13 protein-coding genes are annotated in these 16556 nt (G+C 70.3%); 8 read left to right on the top strand and 5 right to left on the bottom strand.

Going from position 1 to position 16556, the window contains the following annotated elements; genetic code table 11:
- Positions 1-93 precede the first annotated feature (93 nt).
- Positions 94-2253: a protein kinase domain-containing protein gene (locus ACZ4WQ_RS08005; protein ID WP_468022115.1), complete on the top strand. Its 2160-nt coding sequence runs from the start codon at positions 94-96 to the stop codon at positions 2251-2253.
- A 37-nt stretch (positions 2254-2290) separates the two neighbouring features.
- Here the strand turns inward: ACZ4WQ_RS08005 and ACZ4WQ_RS08000 are convergent, their stop codons facing one another.
- From ACZ4WQ_RS08000 to ACZ4WQ_RS07990, 3 genes are all read right to left on the bottom strand, one after another.
- Positions 2291-3034 carry a class I SAM-dependent DNA methyltransferase gene (locus ACZ4WQ_RS08000; protein WP_311722053.1) on the bottom strand — a complete coding sequence of 248 codons (744 nt, stop codon included), beginning with the start codon at positions 3032-3034 and terminating at the stop codon, positions 2291-2293.
- Entirely contained in the window at positions 3006-3869 is an 864-nt protein-coding gene (locus ACZ4WQ_RS07995; protein WP_311722052.1) for an MHYT domain-containing protein, read from the bottom strand. Before ACZ4WQ_RS07995 ends, ACZ4WQ_RS08000 begins: the two co-directional genes overlap by 29 nt.
- A gap of 196 nt (positions 3870-4065) precedes the next feature.
- Positions 4066-5280: an erythromycin esterase family protein gene (locus tag ACZ4WQ_RS07990; RefSeq protein WP_468022114.1), complete on the bottom strand. Its 1215-nt coding sequence runs from the start codon at positions 5278-5280 to the stop codon at positions 4066-4068.
- Between the two features lie 70 nt (positions 5281-5350).
- Here ACZ4WQ_RS07990 and ACZ4WQ_RS07985 point away from each other — a divergent pair, with 70 nt between their 5' ends.
- From ACZ4WQ_RS07985 to ACZ4WQ_RS07975, 3 genes are all read left to right on the top strand, one after another.
- Positions 5351-6085 (top strand): TioE family transcriptional regulator, encoded by a 735-nt coding sequence (locus tag ACZ4WQ_RS07985; protein ID WP_311722049.1) that lies wholly within the window; start codon positions 5351-5353, stop codon positions 6083-6085.
- A gap of 132 nt (positions 6086-6217) precedes the next feature.
- Positions 6218-8461, top strand: coding sequence for an SMI1/KNR4 family protein (locus tag ACZ4WQ_RS07980; RefSeq protein ID WP_468022113.1), 2244 nt, complete (start codon positions 6218-6220; stop codon positions 8459-8461).
- The gene (locus ACZ4WQ_RS07975) at positions 8458-9411 is read left to right on the top strand and encodes a TIGR01777 family oxidoreductase (protein ID WP_468022112.1); all 954 of its coding nucleotides are present in this window, start codon (positions 8458-8460) and stop codon (positions 9409-9411) included. Before ACZ4WQ_RS07980 ends, ACZ4WQ_RS07975 begins: the two co-directional genes overlap by 4 nt.
- Before the next feature lie 87 nt (positions 9412-9498).
- On the opposite strand, the gene ACZ4WQ_RS07970 is transcribed toward ACZ4WQ_RS07975, so the two are convergent.
- Positions 9499-10704: an NAD(P)/FAD-dependent oxidoreductase gene (locus ACZ4WQ_RS07970; protein WP_468022111.1), complete on the bottom strand. Its 1206-nt coding sequence runs from the start codon at positions 10702-10704 to the stop codon at positions 9499-9501.
- 129 nt (positions 10705-10833) lie between these two features.
- Between ACZ4WQ_RS07970 and ACZ4WQ_RS07965 the strand changes: the two genes are divergently transcribed.
- The 3 genes from ACZ4WQ_RS07965 to ACZ4WQ_RS07955 all read left to right on the top strand — a co-directional run bounded on the left by ACZ4WQ_RS07965 (position 10834) and on the right by ACZ4WQ_RS07955 (position 13108).
- Positions 10834-11301, top strand: coding sequence for an Rrf2 family transcriptional regulator (locus ACZ4WQ_RS07965; RefSeq protein ID WP_398374138.1), 468 nt, complete (start codon positions 10834-10836; stop codon positions 11299-11301).
- A 232-nt stretch (positions 11302-11533) separates the two neighbouring features.
- On the top strand, positions 11534-12244 hold the full coding sequence (locus ACZ4WQ_RS07960) for a PIG-L deacetylase family protein (RefSeq protein WP_385340221.1): 711 nt from the start codon (positions 11534-11536) through the stop codon (positions 12242-12244).
- A 264-nt stretch (positions 12245-12508) separates the two neighbouring features.
- The gene (locus tag ACZ4WQ_RS07955; RefSeq protein WP_398374137.1) at positions 12509-13108 is read left to right on the top strand and encodes a TOPRIM nucleotidyl transferase/hydrolase domain-containing protein; all 600 of its coding nucleotides are present in this window, start codon (positions 12509-12511) and stop codon (positions 13106-13108) included.
- A 135-nt stretch (positions 13109-13243) separates the two neighbouring features.
- On the opposite strand, the gene ACZ4WQ_RS07950 is transcribed toward ACZ4WQ_RS07955, so the two are convergent.
- Positions 13244-15598, bottom strand: coding sequence for an MMPL family transporter (locus ACZ4WQ_RS07950; RefSeq protein ID WP_398374136.1), 2355 nt, complete (start codon positions 15596-15598; stop codon positions 13244-13246).
- 102 nt (positions 15599-15700) lie between these two features.
- Between ACZ4WQ_RS07950 and ACZ4WQ_RS07945 the strand changes: the two genes are divergently transcribed.
- Complete coding sequence (locus ACZ4WQ_RS07945) at positions 15701-16342, top strand: TetR/AcrR family transcriptional regulator (protein WP_385340094.1); 642 nt, start codon at positions 15701-15703, stop codon at positions 16340-16342.
- The last annotated feature ends 214 nt before the right edge of the window (positions 16343-16556 follow it).

The following is a 16556-nucleotide window of genomic DNA, read 5'->3' as shown; positions in this document are numbered from 1 at the left end:
CACAGAATCGGACGAGCGCTCAGGCGTACGGATCGCATCCGGACAACAGCACAGACGGGGGACGCACATGGGAAGTGACATCGCATGGGCGGAATGAAGCTCTATTCACTCGAATCCAACGATCCGCGGCGGCTCGGCCCCTACCGGCTGCTGCGGCGGATCGCCACCGGCGGCATGGGCCGTATCTACCTCGCCCGGCAGGAGGCCCCCGGGACCCCCGCGAGCCCGGCCGGGCCCACCGGAACCGTGGTGGACCACGGGCTCGTCGCGGTCAAGACACTCCTCGCGGAGGGGATGGTGAGCCGGCCGGACCGCGAGCGGTTCGCCCGCGAGGTGGAGCTGGCGGGGCGGGTCGACAGCACGTACACCGCCACGGTGCTCGACGCCAACGCGAAGGCGGAACGCCCGTGGCTCGCCATCGAGTTCATTCCGGCGCCCAGCCTGGCCGAACTCGTCGTGAGCGCCGGGACACTGCCCGCCGACGCGGTGCGCTGGGTCGCGGCCGGGGCCGCGCGGGCGCTGGTCGAGCTGCACGGTCTGGGCGTCGTCCACCGGGACATCAAACCCCTGAACATACTGCTCCCCCAGGACCGCCCCCGCCTCATCGACTTCGGCATCTCGCACGCCCACGACCACACCAGCTCGACGACGACCATCGGCACCTTCGCGTTCACATCGCCGGAACAGGCGTGCGGCAAGAAGTCCACCGCCGCGTCCGACATGTACTCCCTGGGCGCCACGCTCTTCTTCCTCGCGGTCGGCCGCCCGCCGTACGAGCAGACCGACCACTCCTTCGGGGTCCTCGCCCTCGTCCAGCGCGCCGAGCTCGACACCAGCGGGCTGCCGACGGAGCTGGAACCGCTGATCCTCCCCCTGCTGGAGCTCGACCCCGAGCGGCGCCCCGCTCCGTCCGACGTGCTGCGGGACGTCCTCGCCGACCTCGACCGGGCCGCGGCGGACCAGGGCGCCGAGCGGTGGCTGCCGCGGGAGTGGACCGCGCTGATCGAGGAGTACGCGGAGCAGGGGCGCCAACTGCGCGACCGGGCCCTGGACTTCGAGGCGGCCGAAGCGCCGACTCAGGTGAAGGTCGAGGGCGCTCCGGACGGGGCGCACGAGGCGGTCAGCGAGATGCGCGAGCAACTGGAGGCCCTGCGCAAGCAGCGGGACGCCTTGGTGCGGGCGCAGTCCGAGGAGCGGGCGGAGGCGGAGGCGCGGGAGCTCGCGCGCCAGGAAGAGGAGGAGCGCAGGCGCAGGGAACAGGCGCGGAAGGAAGAGGCGGAACGCAGGGAGCGGGAGCGCAAGGAACAGGAGCGGAAGAAGAAGGAGCAGAGGGAGCAGAAGGAACGCGAACGGAAGGAGAGCCAGCGCAAGGAACGCGAGCGCATAGCGCGCGAGAAGACCGAGACCGCCGCCAAGAACAAGAGCACCGGCGCGACAGCGGCCAAGCAACCCGCCAAGAATTCGGGTTCCTCCGAAGGCTGGGGCGGTCTGCTCGTGGTCGCGCTCATCATCGGAGCCCTGATCTGGCAGCCCTGGGACAAGAAGGACGACGACACCCCGACGAGCAGCCCCACCCCGCGTTTCACCCTCTCCAGCAGCGGGGGCGGCACCAGCGGCCTCGGCGGCGACGACACCGAGACCGACAGCTCCTCAAGCTCCTCCAGTTCGTCGAGCTCGTCGAGCGGCGGCTCCGATGACACCGAGCCCGAACCCGAACCGGAGACCACCTCCCCCGAGCCCGAGCCCGACCCCACCGAAGAGGCCTTCAAGGCCGTCTCGTCCGGGGACTGCCTGGACGTCGTCGACACCGGCTACGGCGGCCTGACCAAGTACGACTGGAGCGAGGAGAAGCCGAACACGACGTCCTGCGGCTACGGGACGCGGGTGAAGGTCACCGGCACCGCCGACGACTGCCCGTCCGGCGTGGCCAAGGCCACCTGGTCGTACTACTCCACCAGCAGCGGTGAGCGGACCGCGCTGTGCCTCACCGGCCAGTACCGCCAGGGTGACTGCCTGCTCGCCAAGCACGAGGGCAGCAACATCAGCAGCATCGCGATGCTGTCGTCCCCGAACTGCACGGACCGGAAGGTCCCCGTCGCGTACAACGAGATCCTGGTCGTCACGGACATCTACCGGGCGAACGCGAGCACCGGCACCGAGGTCTGCCGCCATGGGCAGTACGACATGAACACGTACTGGTCCACGAAGGTGGACGACGGCGCGACGCTGCTGTGCCTGAAGGCGTACGACTGACGCGGCCGGACGGCCGGGCCCGGGCATCGACCAGGCGTCAGTGTGCCGGCGGGATTCGGTAGACGGAGACATGAGAACGCGACTCGGCGGTGAATTCGGCGCCGTCCCAGTCCGCATGCCTGGCCTCCAGCTCGAATCCGGCCAGCTGAGCCATGAGGTCGAGCTCGGCCGGCCAGATGTAGCGGTGGGGGCTGCGGGACAGCTCTGCCTGCCTGGTCTCGTCGAATCGGAAGTGGTGCGATACGACCTGCTGGTTCAGCACGTCGTAGGTGTCCAGACCGATGTACCCGGGGTCGGAGTGCCAGACGGTGGCCGTCTGGCCCGGTGGGAGTTTGCGCAGCTCGGGTACCCAGAGCTCGACCACGAACCGGCCACCGGGCGCGAGGTGGCGGGCGGCGTTGCGGAAACACTCGACCTGCTCGGCCTGGGTGAGCAGGTTGGAGATGGTGTTGTAGACGAGGTAGACCAGGGTGTACTCGCCCGGGGCGACGGTGGTCGCCATGTCACCCATGATCACGGGGAGCGTCGCCTCGTCCACCTTGGTACGCAGTCGCTCCACCATCGGCCGCGACAGCTCGATGCCGGTGACGGGGACTCCGCGCTCGGCGAGCGGGATGGCCACCCGGCCGGTGCCGATGGCGAACTCGAGCGCCTCGCCCTCCCCTGCGAGCCGGGCGAGGCGGTCCACGGTCGGTCCCAGGATCTCGGGGGCGAACATGCCGGATCCGGGCGTGTCATAGCGCTGGGCGGTCTCAGCGTCCCAGATGTTCTCCTGCTGCATTCCGCCAAGGCTCGCCTCTCGGCTGAGTACTGTCCAGCGAATACGCGCCCCGGCCGGAGCCGGCCGGGCCGGACCGGGATGCCTGGCTGTTCCATTCGCCGTCACCGAGGATCAGGACCGGGTCGAACATGACGACGGCGCCGGCCAGGATCAGGAAGATGACCGGGCCCAGCAGCATGGGCAGCAGCAGAGAGACTCCGGACGGGCCACTGGCCGCCTGTGCCGTATCGCTGTGGAGGTGGACACTCACGGCGGCCATGCCGGTGTAGTGCATGCCTGAGACGGCGAGGCCCATCACGAGGCTGGCGCCGAGGGAGCGCAGGAAGCCACGGACGGACACCGCGGCCCACAGCGCCGCCGTCGCGGCGACGAGGGCGATGACCACCGAGAGGGCCACGGTGACCGCGTCGTAGCGGATGACGCCGTTGAGCCGTATCGCGGACATCCCGAGGTAGTGCATGGCCGCGACGCCCAGCCCGGTGATGGTTCCGGCCACGGTGAGAGTGGCCGGGGCGGCACCGCGGTAGCCGACGATGAACACGCCCGCGGAGACCACCACGATCGCGACCATCAGACTGAGCACGGTCAGCGGCACGTCGTAGGTGACGGGCGTCTGGCGCACGGAGAAACCGGTCATGGCGATGAAGTGCATCGTCCAGATGCCACAGCCCAGAGACGCGGCTCCCAGAGCAAGCCACCCCGGTCTCCATCCGGGACTACGGTGCACCGTGCGCACGACGCAGCGCAGGCCCAGTGCCGACCCCAGGCAGGCCATCACATAGGCGGCCACCGGTGTCACCAGTCCGTAGCTGAAACCGTCGATCGTGCCGTTCATCCACGCCCTCCCCAATTTCCATGGACACGGCAGATATTGAGGCTGTTTTCGGCCAGGAGCAGCAAGCCCTTACCGGTAGTAGCGGTTGAGTCTTACGAGATCGTTATTGGCGTCATATGACCCCTGAATGTGTCGGCGCCCCGCGCCCCTGACTGCAAATCAAGGAGCCGCGTGTGCAAACCTGTTGACGGTGGCGCTAGCTCTGCGGGACGTCCTTGATGAACACGAGCCCGTCGATTCCGGCCAGGTGGGCCGGGTCGAGCGGGGCGTAGCCGAACCAGGGGGACACGCGGGGCGCGGGCCGCGCGTCGCCGAGGGCGGTGGCCAGCCGGGGGGCGTCGATGACGCAGCGGTCCTCCGGGAGCGCGTACAGGAGTCCTTCGACGGTGTCCGGCGGCGGGGTGTCCACTCCCTGGTGCCGGAGGGTGCCGAGAGCGGTGGCCAGGAAGGCATACGCGTCGCCCAGGTGGGAGCTGACGAGCGCGCCCGCGCTCCACCACTCCAGCGGCGGCTGGTCCCACATGCGCATCGAGCTCTTGTCCCGCTGGAGGTGGCTGTTGTGGGCGAAGACCAGCACCGGGCCCCGCCGGGTGAGGGCGAGGAGGTTCTCGGCCATCATCGAATCCCGCAGGCCCAGCAGCCGCGTCATCCGGCCCGGTGAGGTGTCGGCCATCCAGTAGTGGTAGCGCAGCAGGCCGGTGGCGGTGCGCCCGTACAGCCGCGCCCGGTCCCAGTCGTCCCGCGAGGTCCCCGCGAGCAGATGGGGTGTCTGCTCGTCGAACAGCGCCACCAGATCGTCGGCGAACAGCCGCAGCTCCGTGGCCTCGGCCGACCGCCCCACGGACTGGGCCGGGTCCATCATCGCGGCGGGATTGGTCCACCGGTCGTCGGCCCCGAGCAGGCGGTCGAGCGTTTCCGCGGTGCAGGGGAGCAGGTCCGCGTCCACCCGGGCCGAGAGGTGGCCGTGGAGTGCGGTGAGGGCCTGCCGGGGGCTCGCGGCGCCGGTGATCTCCAGCGGGCCGTCGACACCGGCGAAGCGGAGTTGCTCGGACGCGGGCCGGCCGTCGTTGTACTCACGTATCCAGCGCACGAGTTCGCGGTTGGCCGCAGAGGTGCCCAACCCCAGGTCGGGGTGGCTGAATCCACGCTCCATGGCCTCATCGAGGGTGCCCTGGCCCGAGGTGACGTAGTCGTCCACGACCAGGCCCATCAGGCAGTCGCTCTCGATCGCGATCGTCCGGTACCCCTCCTGTTCGACGAGTTGCCGGAAGAGGTCGTTGCGCACGTCGAGCAGAGTGTCCTCGCCGTGGGTGGGCTCGCCCAGGGCGAGCAACCGCGGCCGGGCCGGGAGCAGGCCCATGACGGCGGCTGCCGCGACGGCATGGGTGGTGTCCTTGATGTCAGTAGCCATGCCTTCCACGGTATCGTTGAACCATCGGTTGAAACTTTTGCGCGATGCCGCCGCGATATCGTCCGATCCCATGGGACCAAACCTTCAAAACGGTGAACGGCTCAGGCCCGTTGATCTGGCGCGCGGGCACGGTCTGTCCACGCAGGCGATCAGGAACTACGAGGAGGCCGGCATCCTTCCGGCCGCCGGTCGCACACCCCACGGCTACCGCACCTATACCTCGCTGCACGCGGGGGCCCTGCGCGCGTTTCTCGCCCTGGTGCCCGGCCACGGCCACCAGACGGCCACGGCGATCATGCGCGCCGTGAACGAGGGCGCGGTCGATGAGGCGTTCCACCTCATCGACGAGAGCCATGCCCAGCTGCTCGACGACCGGCGGACACTCCAGGCCGTGGAGAGCGCCCTCCGCGACCTGGAGCCCACCGCGGCGCCCGAACCCGACACGGCGGTGTCCGAGGCCGGCGGCACGTTCATCGGACCGCTGGCGGGCAAGCTCGGCATCCGGCCCGCGACGCTGCGCAAATGGGAGCGCGCCGGGCTGGTGCGCCCGCGCCGCGACCCGCTGACCGGGTACCGCGTCTATGACGCCGCCGACGTACGGGACGCCCGGCTGGCCCACCAGCTCAGGCGGGGAGGCTATCTGCTGGAGCAGATCGCCCCGCTGATCGCCCAGGTGCGGACGGCCGGCGGGATGGAGCCGCTGGAGGCCGCGCTGCACGAGTGGCACGGCCGGCTGTCCGCCCGCGGGCGGGCGATGCTGGCCGGGGCCGCCGAGCTGGAGGCGTATCTCCGCGAGCGCGGATGACAGCCCGGTGCACGCGGCGAGAGGCCCTGCGTTGTCAGAGGGCCGCCCTAGCATCGATGGAGCCATGAGGGTGCTGAGGTCGACAGCAGGCCGACGTCTACCCGATGTTGACGATGTATCAGGAGCGCTGGCGTGCGACCGACCTTTGGGGACTTCACCACCGATCCGGCCCGGCTGGGGAACAGCACGGCCCGCTACGAGGGCTGCCATCCGGCCCGCGATCACCTCGAGATCGATGCGGGCGGGAGCGTCGAGCTCGACTTCACGCTGGACGACGGCGCCGTGCCCGCGCAGGCCACGCTGACCGTCACCGCCCTGGTGTCCCTGTTGGGGAAGTCCCTCGGCCACGCCCCGGTCGACGTCACCGTCAACGGCCGCGTCCTGATCGCGGACTTCACCATTCCCGGTGGCGCCATACCTCAGGACACGGCCCTCGCCGTGCCCGGCGAGCTGCTGGTGCCCGGCACCAATACCCTCCGCCTGCGCAGTTCCGCCGACGCGCACAGCATGCTCTGGCTGTACCGGATCACCCTGGACCCGTGCCACGCGATCGGCGGCGCGCGCCGCGCGATGGCGGAGGAGGCCGCGAGGGAGGCGGTGTTCGCCTTCCGGGCCGAGCGGCGCGCCGTGGGGTCCGCGAGCTGGCGGCCCGCCCCGCGGCTGCTCGTCCACCTCGACCGCGGCGAGCACTCGCCGCCGGGGCAGCTCGCCTGGCGCGGGCAGGACGGCGCGGAGGCGGCGGTCAGTTTCCAGTCGGCGATGACGGACTTCTACGGGCACTACCGCGCGGCGGACGGCTCTCCCGCCGAGTACCGCGGGCGTCTCGAAGCACGCTCGGCCTTCCCGGAGGGCACGGACGACGGCACGGTGCACCGGTTCCGTACGGAGGAGGGCTGGGGCGGCGGCTGGCACGCCTCCGGGGAGCTGCGGCTGCTCGTCGAGGACGGCGGAGCCCCGGTGGAGCGGGTGACGTGGCGCGACCAGGCGGGGAACTCCGGCTCGGTGTCGCTGCGGGCCGCCGTTTGCGGCCCCGACACGGCTCCCGCAAGCGACGGCTTCATCGGCTACTACCAGCGCGTCAACGAGGGCCCGATCGGCTACCGGGGCGCGTCGCCGTCCGTCTCCCCGAAGCCCGAGACGGCGGCAGCGCGGCTCAGCACGGTAGAGCAGTGGCGGTCGTATCTGGCCGAGTACAGCGCCGACGTCCTGCGGGTGGCGGACGAGAGCGAGCTGACCGCGTTCAGCGAAGAGCAGCGGGCCGCCGGCTGGCTGGGGTACGAGGGGGCCGGTGAGGACCGCGTCGCGGCCCTGGAGGACCGGCTGGGCACCCGGCTCCCGCCCAGCTTCCGCGCCTTCCTCGGCGCGTCCGACGGGTGGCGGCACCTCAGCGCGTTCATGTACGAGCTGCTGACGGCCGACACCGTCGACTGGCTCCGCGATGCCATGCCCGGCTTCACGGACGACATCAAGGACGGTGCCGACGATGAGGAGTTGGACGCCGAGTTCGCGCTGATGGACCGCTCACTTCTGATCTCCGGGGATGCCGACGCCCAGTACTGGCTGCTGGATCCCGGGGACGTGTCCGAGGACGGGGAGTGGGCCGCGTACATCTGGGCGAGCTGGTACCCGGGCCTGGGCGACCGGCACGCGTCGTTCGCCGAGCTGGTCGCCGCGGAGCGCACGTCGTTCGAGGAGCTCAAGGGCCACGAAGGACACGGGGTGCATCCCGAGGGCGCCGAGGAACTCGTGGCCAAGGGCCGCGCTCAGGCTCTGCGGGGCGAGGTCGAGGCCGCGATGGCCACGTTCGAGGAGGCCGCGGTGAAGGGCTCGGGGGCCGGTGCCTATCTGAAAGTCGTCCTGGGCGCCTTCCTCGACAGGAGCTGTGTGCACCACGACATCCGGCGCGGCGTCCTCCACCGTCCGCACGTCATCGAAGCGGTCGGGCTCGAACAGGTACGTGCCGAGGTCGCCCCGCTGTTCCTGCGCCGCTCGGCGGAGGACTGGACCGGCGCCCCGGGCTGGTACATCTCGACCCTCGGCGATGTCCTCCCCGCCCTCGGCACCCCCGGCTCGGGCGACGACACCGCCGACTGGATCGCCCGCGCCGCCGCCTTCGTCCCGCCCGTCCTCCCCGAATCCCCCGCCTTCCAGCAGGCCCTGGACCTCGCCCGTACCCTCGCCCGGCAGGGCGACACCGACGAGTCCTGGACGGTCATCGAGACCGCCCTGCCCCACTGGCACTCCGACTCCCCACACCGCATAGCCCCGGTGATCCTCCTCACCGACCCGGTCCTCGGCGACCTGATCACCCCGCACCGGGCCCGTCGGATCGTCACCATGCCCCGGGGCGAGGGGTCGGGGATAACCACACCGTGAAGATCGTGTTGCCCGGAGGAACCGGGCAGGTGGGCGGCATACTGAACCGGGCGCTGACCGCCGCGGGCCATGAGGTCGTGGTTCTCACCAGACGGCCGACGCGCGGCGGTGAACTCCGGTGGGACGGCAGAAGTCTCGGCCCCTGGGCGGAGACCATCGACGGCAGCGATGTCGTGATCAATCTGGCCGGCCGCAGCGTGAGTTGCCGCTACACCGAGGAGAACCTCCGGGCCATGATGGACTCGCGCGTGGACTCCGCGCGTGTCGTGGGCGAGGCGATCGCGGCTGCCCGACGGCCTCCCCGGGTCTGGCTCCAGATGAGCACCGCCACCATCTATACCCACCGCTTCGACGCACCCAACGACGAGGCAACCGGAACGATCGGCGGCGGCGAACCCGATGTCCCCCGCTACTGGGACTTCAGCGTCGAGATCGCACAGAACTGGGAGCGGGAACAGCAACGGGCCCGGACGCCGCACACCCGCAAGGTGGCCCTGCGCTCAGCGATGGTGATGAGCCCCGATCGCGGTGGCGTGTTCGACTACCTGCTGTGGCTGGCCCGCCTCGGTCTCGGCGGGCCGGTCGCGGGCGGAGCCCAGTACGTGTCCTGGATACACGACCATGATTTCGTCCGCGCTGCCACCTTCCTCATCGACCGGGACGACATCACCCGACCGGTCAATCTCGCCGCCCCCGCTCCCCTGCCTCAACGAGCTTTCATGAGCGCGCTGCGCACCGCGTGGGGCGTCCCGGTGGGCCTGCCGGCCACCAAGTGGATGGCCGAGATCGGCGCGTTCGCACTGCGTTCCGACACCGAACTCCTGCTCAAGAGCCGCCGGGTCGTTCCGGGTCGGCTCCTTGAGGCCGGGTTCGCGTTCGACCACACCGAGTGGCCGCAGGCCGCGGACGAACTTGTCCGGCGGGTGCGTCAGAAGCGGGGCCGCGCTTGAAAAACGGGGGATTTACCCGGCGCACAGCGGCGTTCTGCCGCTGTGCGCCGGACACGCGGTGGCCGGCCGGGGTCAGGGCCGCGGGTGTCAGCCGTTGGAGAAGCGGACTGCCTGCTCGAGGATCTGCTCCGGGTCGTCGGTCGGCGGGTAGATCCACAGCGAGTTGATGTTCTTCTTGAGGGTCTTGGCCTCCTCCCCGGTCGACACGACCTCCCGGTCCCAGCCCTGTGTGAACACGGCGCCGGCGGGGCCGAGATCCAGGCAGGTGGTGTAGGGGTCCGGGGTGAAGGGCAGCAGGGCGTTCCCCAGAAGCTCGGCCGCCACGTTGTGACCGACCAACTTCCCCATCGGCAGGGCGTGCTGGCAGCTCTGCGTCGTGGAGTGCCCCTCTTCCGCGGTGGCGTGTGCGGTGTCGCCGGCCGCATAGACGTCGGGGACTCCGATCACCTGGAGGTACGCGTCCACGCTCAGCCGTCCCAGCCGATCACGTTCGCCCGGGATCTGCTCCGTGAGCGAGCTAGCGACCATGCCGGCCGTCCAGATGACGGTTGCCGCGGGGATCACTTCACCGTCCGAGAGTGTGACGTCCTGCTGGGTCGCGGCTGCCACGGTGCGCCCCAGGCGCCGTTCGATCTTCAGCTCGTCAAGCGCGCCGTCGATGGTCGAGCGTGGACCTGGGCCGAGCTCCGGGCCGACGACGTCGGCGCGGTCGACGAGAACGACGCGGACGTCTTCAGCGGCGCCCTGCCGGTCGGCGATCGCGTGAAGCCGTTCACGCAGTGCGGTGGCGATCTCCAGACCGGTGAAGCCGGCCCCGACCACGACCGCGGTGAAACGGCCCTCGAACGGCGCCCGCTCCGGCAGCCGCCCCAGGTGGCCGTCCAGCGCGGCCGCCGCGGGCAGTGTGTCGATGTCGAGAATGTGTTGCGAGCCGGGGACGTCCGGGCGCACAAGCCGGCTGCCCGTGGCAAGCACCAGCTTGTCGTAGGCCAGGTCCAGTTCCTCGCCGGCCCGCCCGACGGCGCGTACGGTGTGCGCCTCGGTGTCGATCCCGGTGACGGTCGCCGTGATGCGGCGTACGCCGATCGGGCCGAGGACGCGGTCCAGAGGCACCCGCATCCCGTCCGGGGCCTCCTCGTACAGGCGGGGGCGGATGACCAGGTCATCGCCGCCGCTGACCAACGTCACGCGCAGTTCGTCGCCCGCGCTCCCCGCCTCACGGGCGGCACGGACCGCTCCCGCCGCGCTCCACACGCCCGCGAAACCCGCGCCGATGACCAGGACATCCTTCACGTACTTCTCCTTCTTTGCGGTCCCACCGCCTCCAATCCCGGACATTACATATCCTGGATATTCAGTGTCAAGATTTCGTCGACGCATCCGTCGCGATGCGGGCGATCCCGGGCATGTAATGTCCGGGATATGCGAATGGCTAAGGGCGTCGAGTGGGCCCTGCACACACTGCTCAACCTGGACATGACAGGCGGCGGCCCCGTGGGCAGCAACCAGCTCGCCGAGGCCCACGGCCTTTCCGCCTCCTACCTGAACAAGCAGCTCCAGCAACTCGCCAGGGCGGGGCTCGTGACCTCCGTCCCCGGGCCGCGTGGAGGTTTCCGCCTGGCGAGGCCTCTCCGTGACATCACACTGCTGGACGTCGTCGAGGCCATCGAGGGGAGCACACAGCTCTTTCACTGCACAGAGATCCGTTGCTGTGGCAAGATCGGCGAACTTTCACCGCCTCCTACAGACGCTTGCGCCGTCAACATGGCCATGCGTCGTGCGGAACAGGCGTGGCGCACGGCTCTGGCCGCCCAGACTCTTGCCGACATCAGAGCAGAGCTGGACCGCACCCCGATGATCCAGCAGGTGGTAAAAGCCGCCTTGGACTGAGTGTGCACGCCAACCGTGGGTTGCTCCGGGCAGAGGGCGGCGGCATCTGTCGCAGAACCACGGGTACTCGGTCATCACATCCAGACAGTGGTGTGAGCCCGGAGTACGTATGGAGGTGCGGTCCAATGCCGGACAAGGACTCAGTGGTCGGGCCCACCTGCGCGCCCCGCGTCCCTCGGCAGGCTGAGGAGCAGGCACGGTGACCGGTTCGACGTCCGCTCAGCTGCTGCCGATGCCCTCGGACTGGCAGCATGCTCTCGCCGTGGTGGCCCACCCTGATGACCTCGAATACGGGTGCTCGGCCGCCATCGCCTCCTGGACCGAAGACGGCCATGAGATCGCCTATGTCCTCGCCACGCGCGGCGAAGCGGGCATCGACAGCGTTGTGCCGGCTGAGTGCGGACCGCTGCGGGAACGGGAGCAGCGTGCCAGTGCCGCCGTCGTCGGCGTGTCCGTGGTGGAGTTTCTCGACCACCGGGACGGCGTGATCGAGTACGGCGTCTCGCTGCGCCGCGACATCGCCGCCGCCGTTCGTCGTCACCGGCCCGAGCTGGTGATCACCCTGAACCATCACACCACATGGAATTCGGGTGCCTGGAACACCCAGGACCACGTGGCGGTGGGGCATGCCGTCCTCGACGCGGCGGCGGATGCCGAGAACCGCTGGATCTTTCCGGAGCTGACTGAGCAAGGCTTGCGGCCGTGGAATGGCGTCCGCTGGGTCGCTGTCGCCAATTCCAGAAACCCCACACACGCGGTGCCGGCGGAGCGCGGTCTGGAGCAGGCAGTGCGCTCGCTGCTCGAACATCGCGCCTACCTCGAGGCGCTCACCGACGAGGACCCCGAGACGCATGTACGCCGTTTCCTGACAGACAACACCCGAGCGATGAGCGGACGGTTCGGCGGGAAACCGGCCGTCGTCTTCGAACTGTTCAACCGCTGACCGTCGTCGCGACACCCGCGCGCCGGATGCGCGAAGTGGCCACGGCGTCGATGCTGTCGGCGTCGGCGTCCCGTCCGAGGGCGGCGGCGGCGTCACGCGCACGGACATCGGCACCACCGGCGCCCTGCATACCAACCGAAGCACGTGCGCCGGGGGCCCGCCCACGAGGCGGGGTGCGCCCCGTCGGGCCACTTCTCACCGCCGATCGGCACACCGGCGGAAATTCCCTGGCGTGGCGGCCGGAAAGGGGCGGAGACTCGTCTCATGGCTGACATGGGGGCGTTCCGGGATGCGGTCACCGCGTGGGCGGCCGGTGGCCCCGGCGACCCCGCGCGCGAGCTGGCCGCGCGGCTGCCCGTCCGGGCGGTCGTCCTGCTCGAAGGGCCGAGCGACGCCGCGGCGGTCGGCGCGCTGGCCGCGAGCCGCGGCCGGGACCTGGCGGCCGACGGAGTCTGCGTTCTGCCGATGGGCGGAGCGATGAGCATCGGACGCTTCGCCCGTCTCCTCGGGCCTCCCGGCTTGGACCTCCGCCTCACGGGACTGTGCGACGAGGCGGAGCGTCCCTACTACGCCCGCGGCCTACAGCAAGGGTTTTTCGTCTGCTCGGCGGATCTGGAGGACGAACTCATCCGCGCGCTGGGCGTGACTCGGGTGGAGGAACTCGTCCGCGCGGAGGGCGACCTGCGCGCCCTGAAGACCTTCCTGCGCCAGCCCGCGCAGCGGGGCCGCACCTCGCAGCAGCAGTTGCGGCGCTTCCTCGGTACGAAGAAAGGGCGCAAGATCCACTACGGCCGCGTCCTCATCGAGGCCCTCGACCCCGATCGCGTACCCGCCCCGCTCGACGGCCTGCTCGCCGGCCTCTGACCGCTGGGCGACGTCCCGGCGCCGTCGCTCACCACAGCGGCGTACGCCGACGAGCGGTGCCCGGCCGAACTGCGCAACGCGCTCGGCCGGGCCGGGGGCAGCCTCAGGTGGCCTGACGCCCCACCACACCGGGCATCAGCCGGTGGCTTCGGCCTTCAGCGTTGTGTCGTGCCGCCGGGAGGCGTCGGGAAGGGGGAGCGGGATCCGCTGGGTGAGCTTGTCGCCTTCGACATCGAGATCGGGCAGGACGCGGTCCAGCCACGCGGGGATCCACCAGGCTCTTTCGCGCGCGAGCGCCATGGTGGCCGGAATGAACGTCATACGGATGACGAACGCGTCGATGACGATGCCCACGGCCAGCGCGAACCCGGCCTGCTTGATCATGGGTTGGGCGTTGAAGATGAATCCGGCGAAGACCGAGACCATGATCGTCGCCGCGGCGACGACAACGGCACTCGCGTGGGCGAATCCGGAGACGGTCGCGTCGAGCGGGTCGGCCCCGTGCATGCGGGCCTCGCGCATCGAGGTGACCAGGAACATCTGGTAGTCCATGGCCAGTCCGTAGAGCACACCGGTGACGATGATGGGCAGCAGGCTCACCACTGGCGCGGTCGCGTCCAGCCCGAACAGGGCCTGGAGCCAGCCCCACTGGAAGACGGCCGTGGTCACCCCGAAGGTGGCGGCGATGCTGAGCACGAAACCGAGGGTGGCCATCACCGGAACGACGACGGAGCGGAAGACCAGGAGCAGCACGACCAGCGAGAGCCCGAGCACCGTGGCGACGTAGAGGGGCAGGACGTCGGCGAGCCGGTCCGACACGTCGATCGCGAGGGCGGTGAAGCCGGTGACTCCGACGGCGACGCCGTGCTCCCGGCTCATCTGCCCGCTCTTGTCCCGCACGGAGGTGACGAGGGCTTTGGTGCCGTCGTCGTTCGGTCCGTCGCCGGGCACGAGACCGAGGACAGCCGTGGTGCCGGAGCTGTTCATGCCGGCCAGGGAGACCGTTGCGGCGCCCTGGGTGTCCTTCAGGTCGGCGACGACCGCGGCGAGCGCGGTGGGGGTCAGAGGGCGTCCGCCGTCGGCGGAGCGGGCGACGGCCATGAGGGGTCCGTTGTAACCGGGGCCGAAGGCGTCGCTGACCGCCTCGTAGCTCTTGCGCTGCGCGGTGTCGGAGTTGTAGCCGTCGCCGGACGGCAGGCCGAGCTTCATGGAGGCGGCGGGCAGCGCGAGGATCAGGGGAATCAGGAACGCCGCGGCGAGAGCGGAGTACCTGTGCCGGACCAGATGTGACCCCCAGCGGCTCGCCCGCGTGTGCGCGGCGGTGGAGGCCTGCCGCTGTGCCCTGCGGCGGGCCTTGGCCGAGCAGATGCGCTCCTCGACCAGGCCCAGGAGGGCGGGCAGCAGTGTCAGGGCGAGCAGGACGGCGATGGCGATCGTGGCCGCGGCGACCAGGGCCATGGTGTTGAGCAGGGCGATCCCGACCACCAGGAGCCCCGTCAGGGCGATGATGACGGTGCTGCCGGCGAACAGGACCGCGCTGCCCGCGGTACCGATGGCCCGGCCGGCCGCCTCGTGCGCGTCCAGGCCGTCGTCCAGGATCAGCCGCCGCTGCCGGTTGACGATGAACAGGGCGTAGTCGATGCCGACGGCGAGTCCCAGCATCAGGGCCAGTACGGCGGTGAGCGAGTGGATCTCGAAAACGGTGGAGAGGGTGAAGGCGCCACCCACGCCCAGGGTGACGCCGACCAGGGCGATGACCAGCGGCAGGCCCGCCGCCACGACCGACCCCAGGGTGACCAGCAGGACGATGGCCGCCACGACGACGCCGACGATCTCGCCGACACCCACGATCTCGGGTATCTCCATCATCGATGCCGCCGGCAGAACGTCGAGGTGGCCGCGCTCGGCCTGGCGCTCGGCGGCCCGGACGGCGCTGTCGATCGTCCCGGAGGGCAGCTCATAGGTCTGCTCGTCGAACTGGAACTGCATCAGGGCGGTGGTTCCGTCCGCCGAGACGAGGACCCCTGGCACGGGCCGACCGTCCTCCTGTAGCGGCGTCGGTGCACCGCCTCCCGCCGGCTGCCCGACGGCCCGGGCCACCGCGGCCTGGGCCCGTATCAGGGGACTCTTCTCGCCCTTGGCCAGCTCCGCGGCGAGGGCCTCGCGCGCGTCGATGACGTGGTCGTGGCGGTAGACCGCGTCCACTGCGGCGATGAGCGCGGTGCGGCTGTCCCCGCCGTCGACCCGGGTCCCGTGCTGCGCCCGGAACACCAGCATGCCCTGCCCACCGGATGCCTCGGGCAGGGACTTCGCCAGATCGTCGATGACCTTCTGCGCCGGGGTGCCGTCGATGCGCACCTCGTTGCTCAGCTTGACGGGGTTGATCGCGAGCAGACCCACCACGGCGGACACCGCCGCCAGCCAGCCGGCGATGACGTACCAGGGCCTGGCGTAGGCGAAACGCCCCAGCCGGTACAGCAGCACGGACACAACTCTCTCCTCACTAAGTGAGAGGCTACTATCAAAGCGATAGGAAGCTATCACTTCTTGAGGGGTTGGGTAATCTGCGGTTCAGAGCGAGAGGAGTCGAAGGTGCCGAATGCCGCACCCCGTACACACCGGTCCCGCCGGGTCGACGCCCGGTCCAGCGTGGAGCGCATCATCGCGGCCGGACGCACCGTTCTCGGCACCGGTGAGGGCTCCTTGGAGCAGATCGCCACCGAGGCGGGCGTGGGGATCGCCACGCTCTACCGGCACTTCCCCAATCGCGAGGCCCTCGTCCGGGCGGTCCTGGACGACATCCTCGAGACCGACCTCCTCCCCCTGATCACCGACGCCGCGGCACTCCGCCACCCGCGCCAGTCCCTCCTGGACATCGCCACCCGGCTGCTCGACCTCATCACCGAGGAGCGCGGACTGGTCACCTTCGCCAGCAACTTCGCCGATGTCGCCGTGGACGTCCTCCAGCGCTTCACCACCTCCCTCCACCCCTTGCTGCTCCGCGCCCAGGAGCAGGGCGAGATCCGCACCGACCTCACCGCGGAGGACATCCCGCGCTTCCTCGTCATGGGCATCGCCGGCCTCGCACTCCCCGGCACCACGCCCTCCACGCGGGCACGCTTCATCGCCCTGCTCTTCGACTCGCTCAACCCCGCCGGCGCGACCCCGCTCCCGCCCCTGCTCCCGGAGGAGAACGACCTCCGCACCGCGATCAGCGGCGTCACCCGCGGCTGACCGGCACGGCCCGCCCGGGACACCACGCGTCCCCACCGGTTGCGTTCCGGGCCGCCATTGACATGGTCATCACGCTGCCGAAAAATCTTCCCGGCACGCTTCGCATTCTCTGATCCATGACCTTGGATCGTGGTCCCACGCTGCCGGTGAGCAGGTTCCCGGCGCGTCGTCGCATGGGCGCTGGTCGGTCCGCAGTACCTGGCTTCCGCATGTT

The organism is Streptomyces sp. NPDC028305 (assembly GCF_055569495.1).
The sequence above is the reverse complement of the archived record's forward strand: the minus strand, read 5'-3'. Positions and strand labels throughout refer to the sequence as shown.

Bases quoted from the DNA above. Each gene is read 5' to 3' on its own strand.
- ACZ4WQ_RS07995 (WP_311722052.1), bottom strand. From the start codon at position 3,869: ATGAACGGCACGATCGACGGTTTCAGCTACGGACTGGTGACACCGGTG.
- ACZ4WQ_RS07990 (WP_468022114.1), bottom strand. From the start codon at position 5,280: ATGGCTACTGACATCAAGGACACCACCCATGCCGTCGCGGCAGCCGCC.
- ACZ4WQ_RS07965 (WP_398374138.1), top strand. From the start codon at position 10,834: ATGCGAATGGCTAAGGGCGTCGAGTGGGCCCTGCACACACTGCTCAAC.
- ACZ4WQ_RS07960 (WP_385340221.1), top strand. From the start codon at position 11,534: ATGCCCTCGGACTGGCAGCATGCTCTCGCCGTGGTGGCCCACCCTGAT.
- ACZ4WQ_RS07955 (WP_398374137.1), top strand. From the start codon at position 12,509: ATGGCTGACATGGGGGCGTTCCGGGATGCGGTCACCGCGTGGGCGGCC.
- ACZ4WQ_RS08000 (WP_311722053.1), bottom strand. From the start codon at position 3,034: ATGCAGCAGGAGAACATCTGGGACGCTGAGACCGCCCAGCGCTATGAC.
- ACZ4WQ_RS08005 (WP_468022115.1), top strand. From the start codon at position 94: ATGAAGCTCTATTCACTCGAATCCAACGATCCGCGGCGGCTCGGCCCC.
- ACZ4WQ_RS07985 (WP_311722049.1), top strand. From the start codon at position 5,351: ATGGGACCAAACCTTCAAAACGGTGAACGGCTCAGGCCCGTTGATCTG.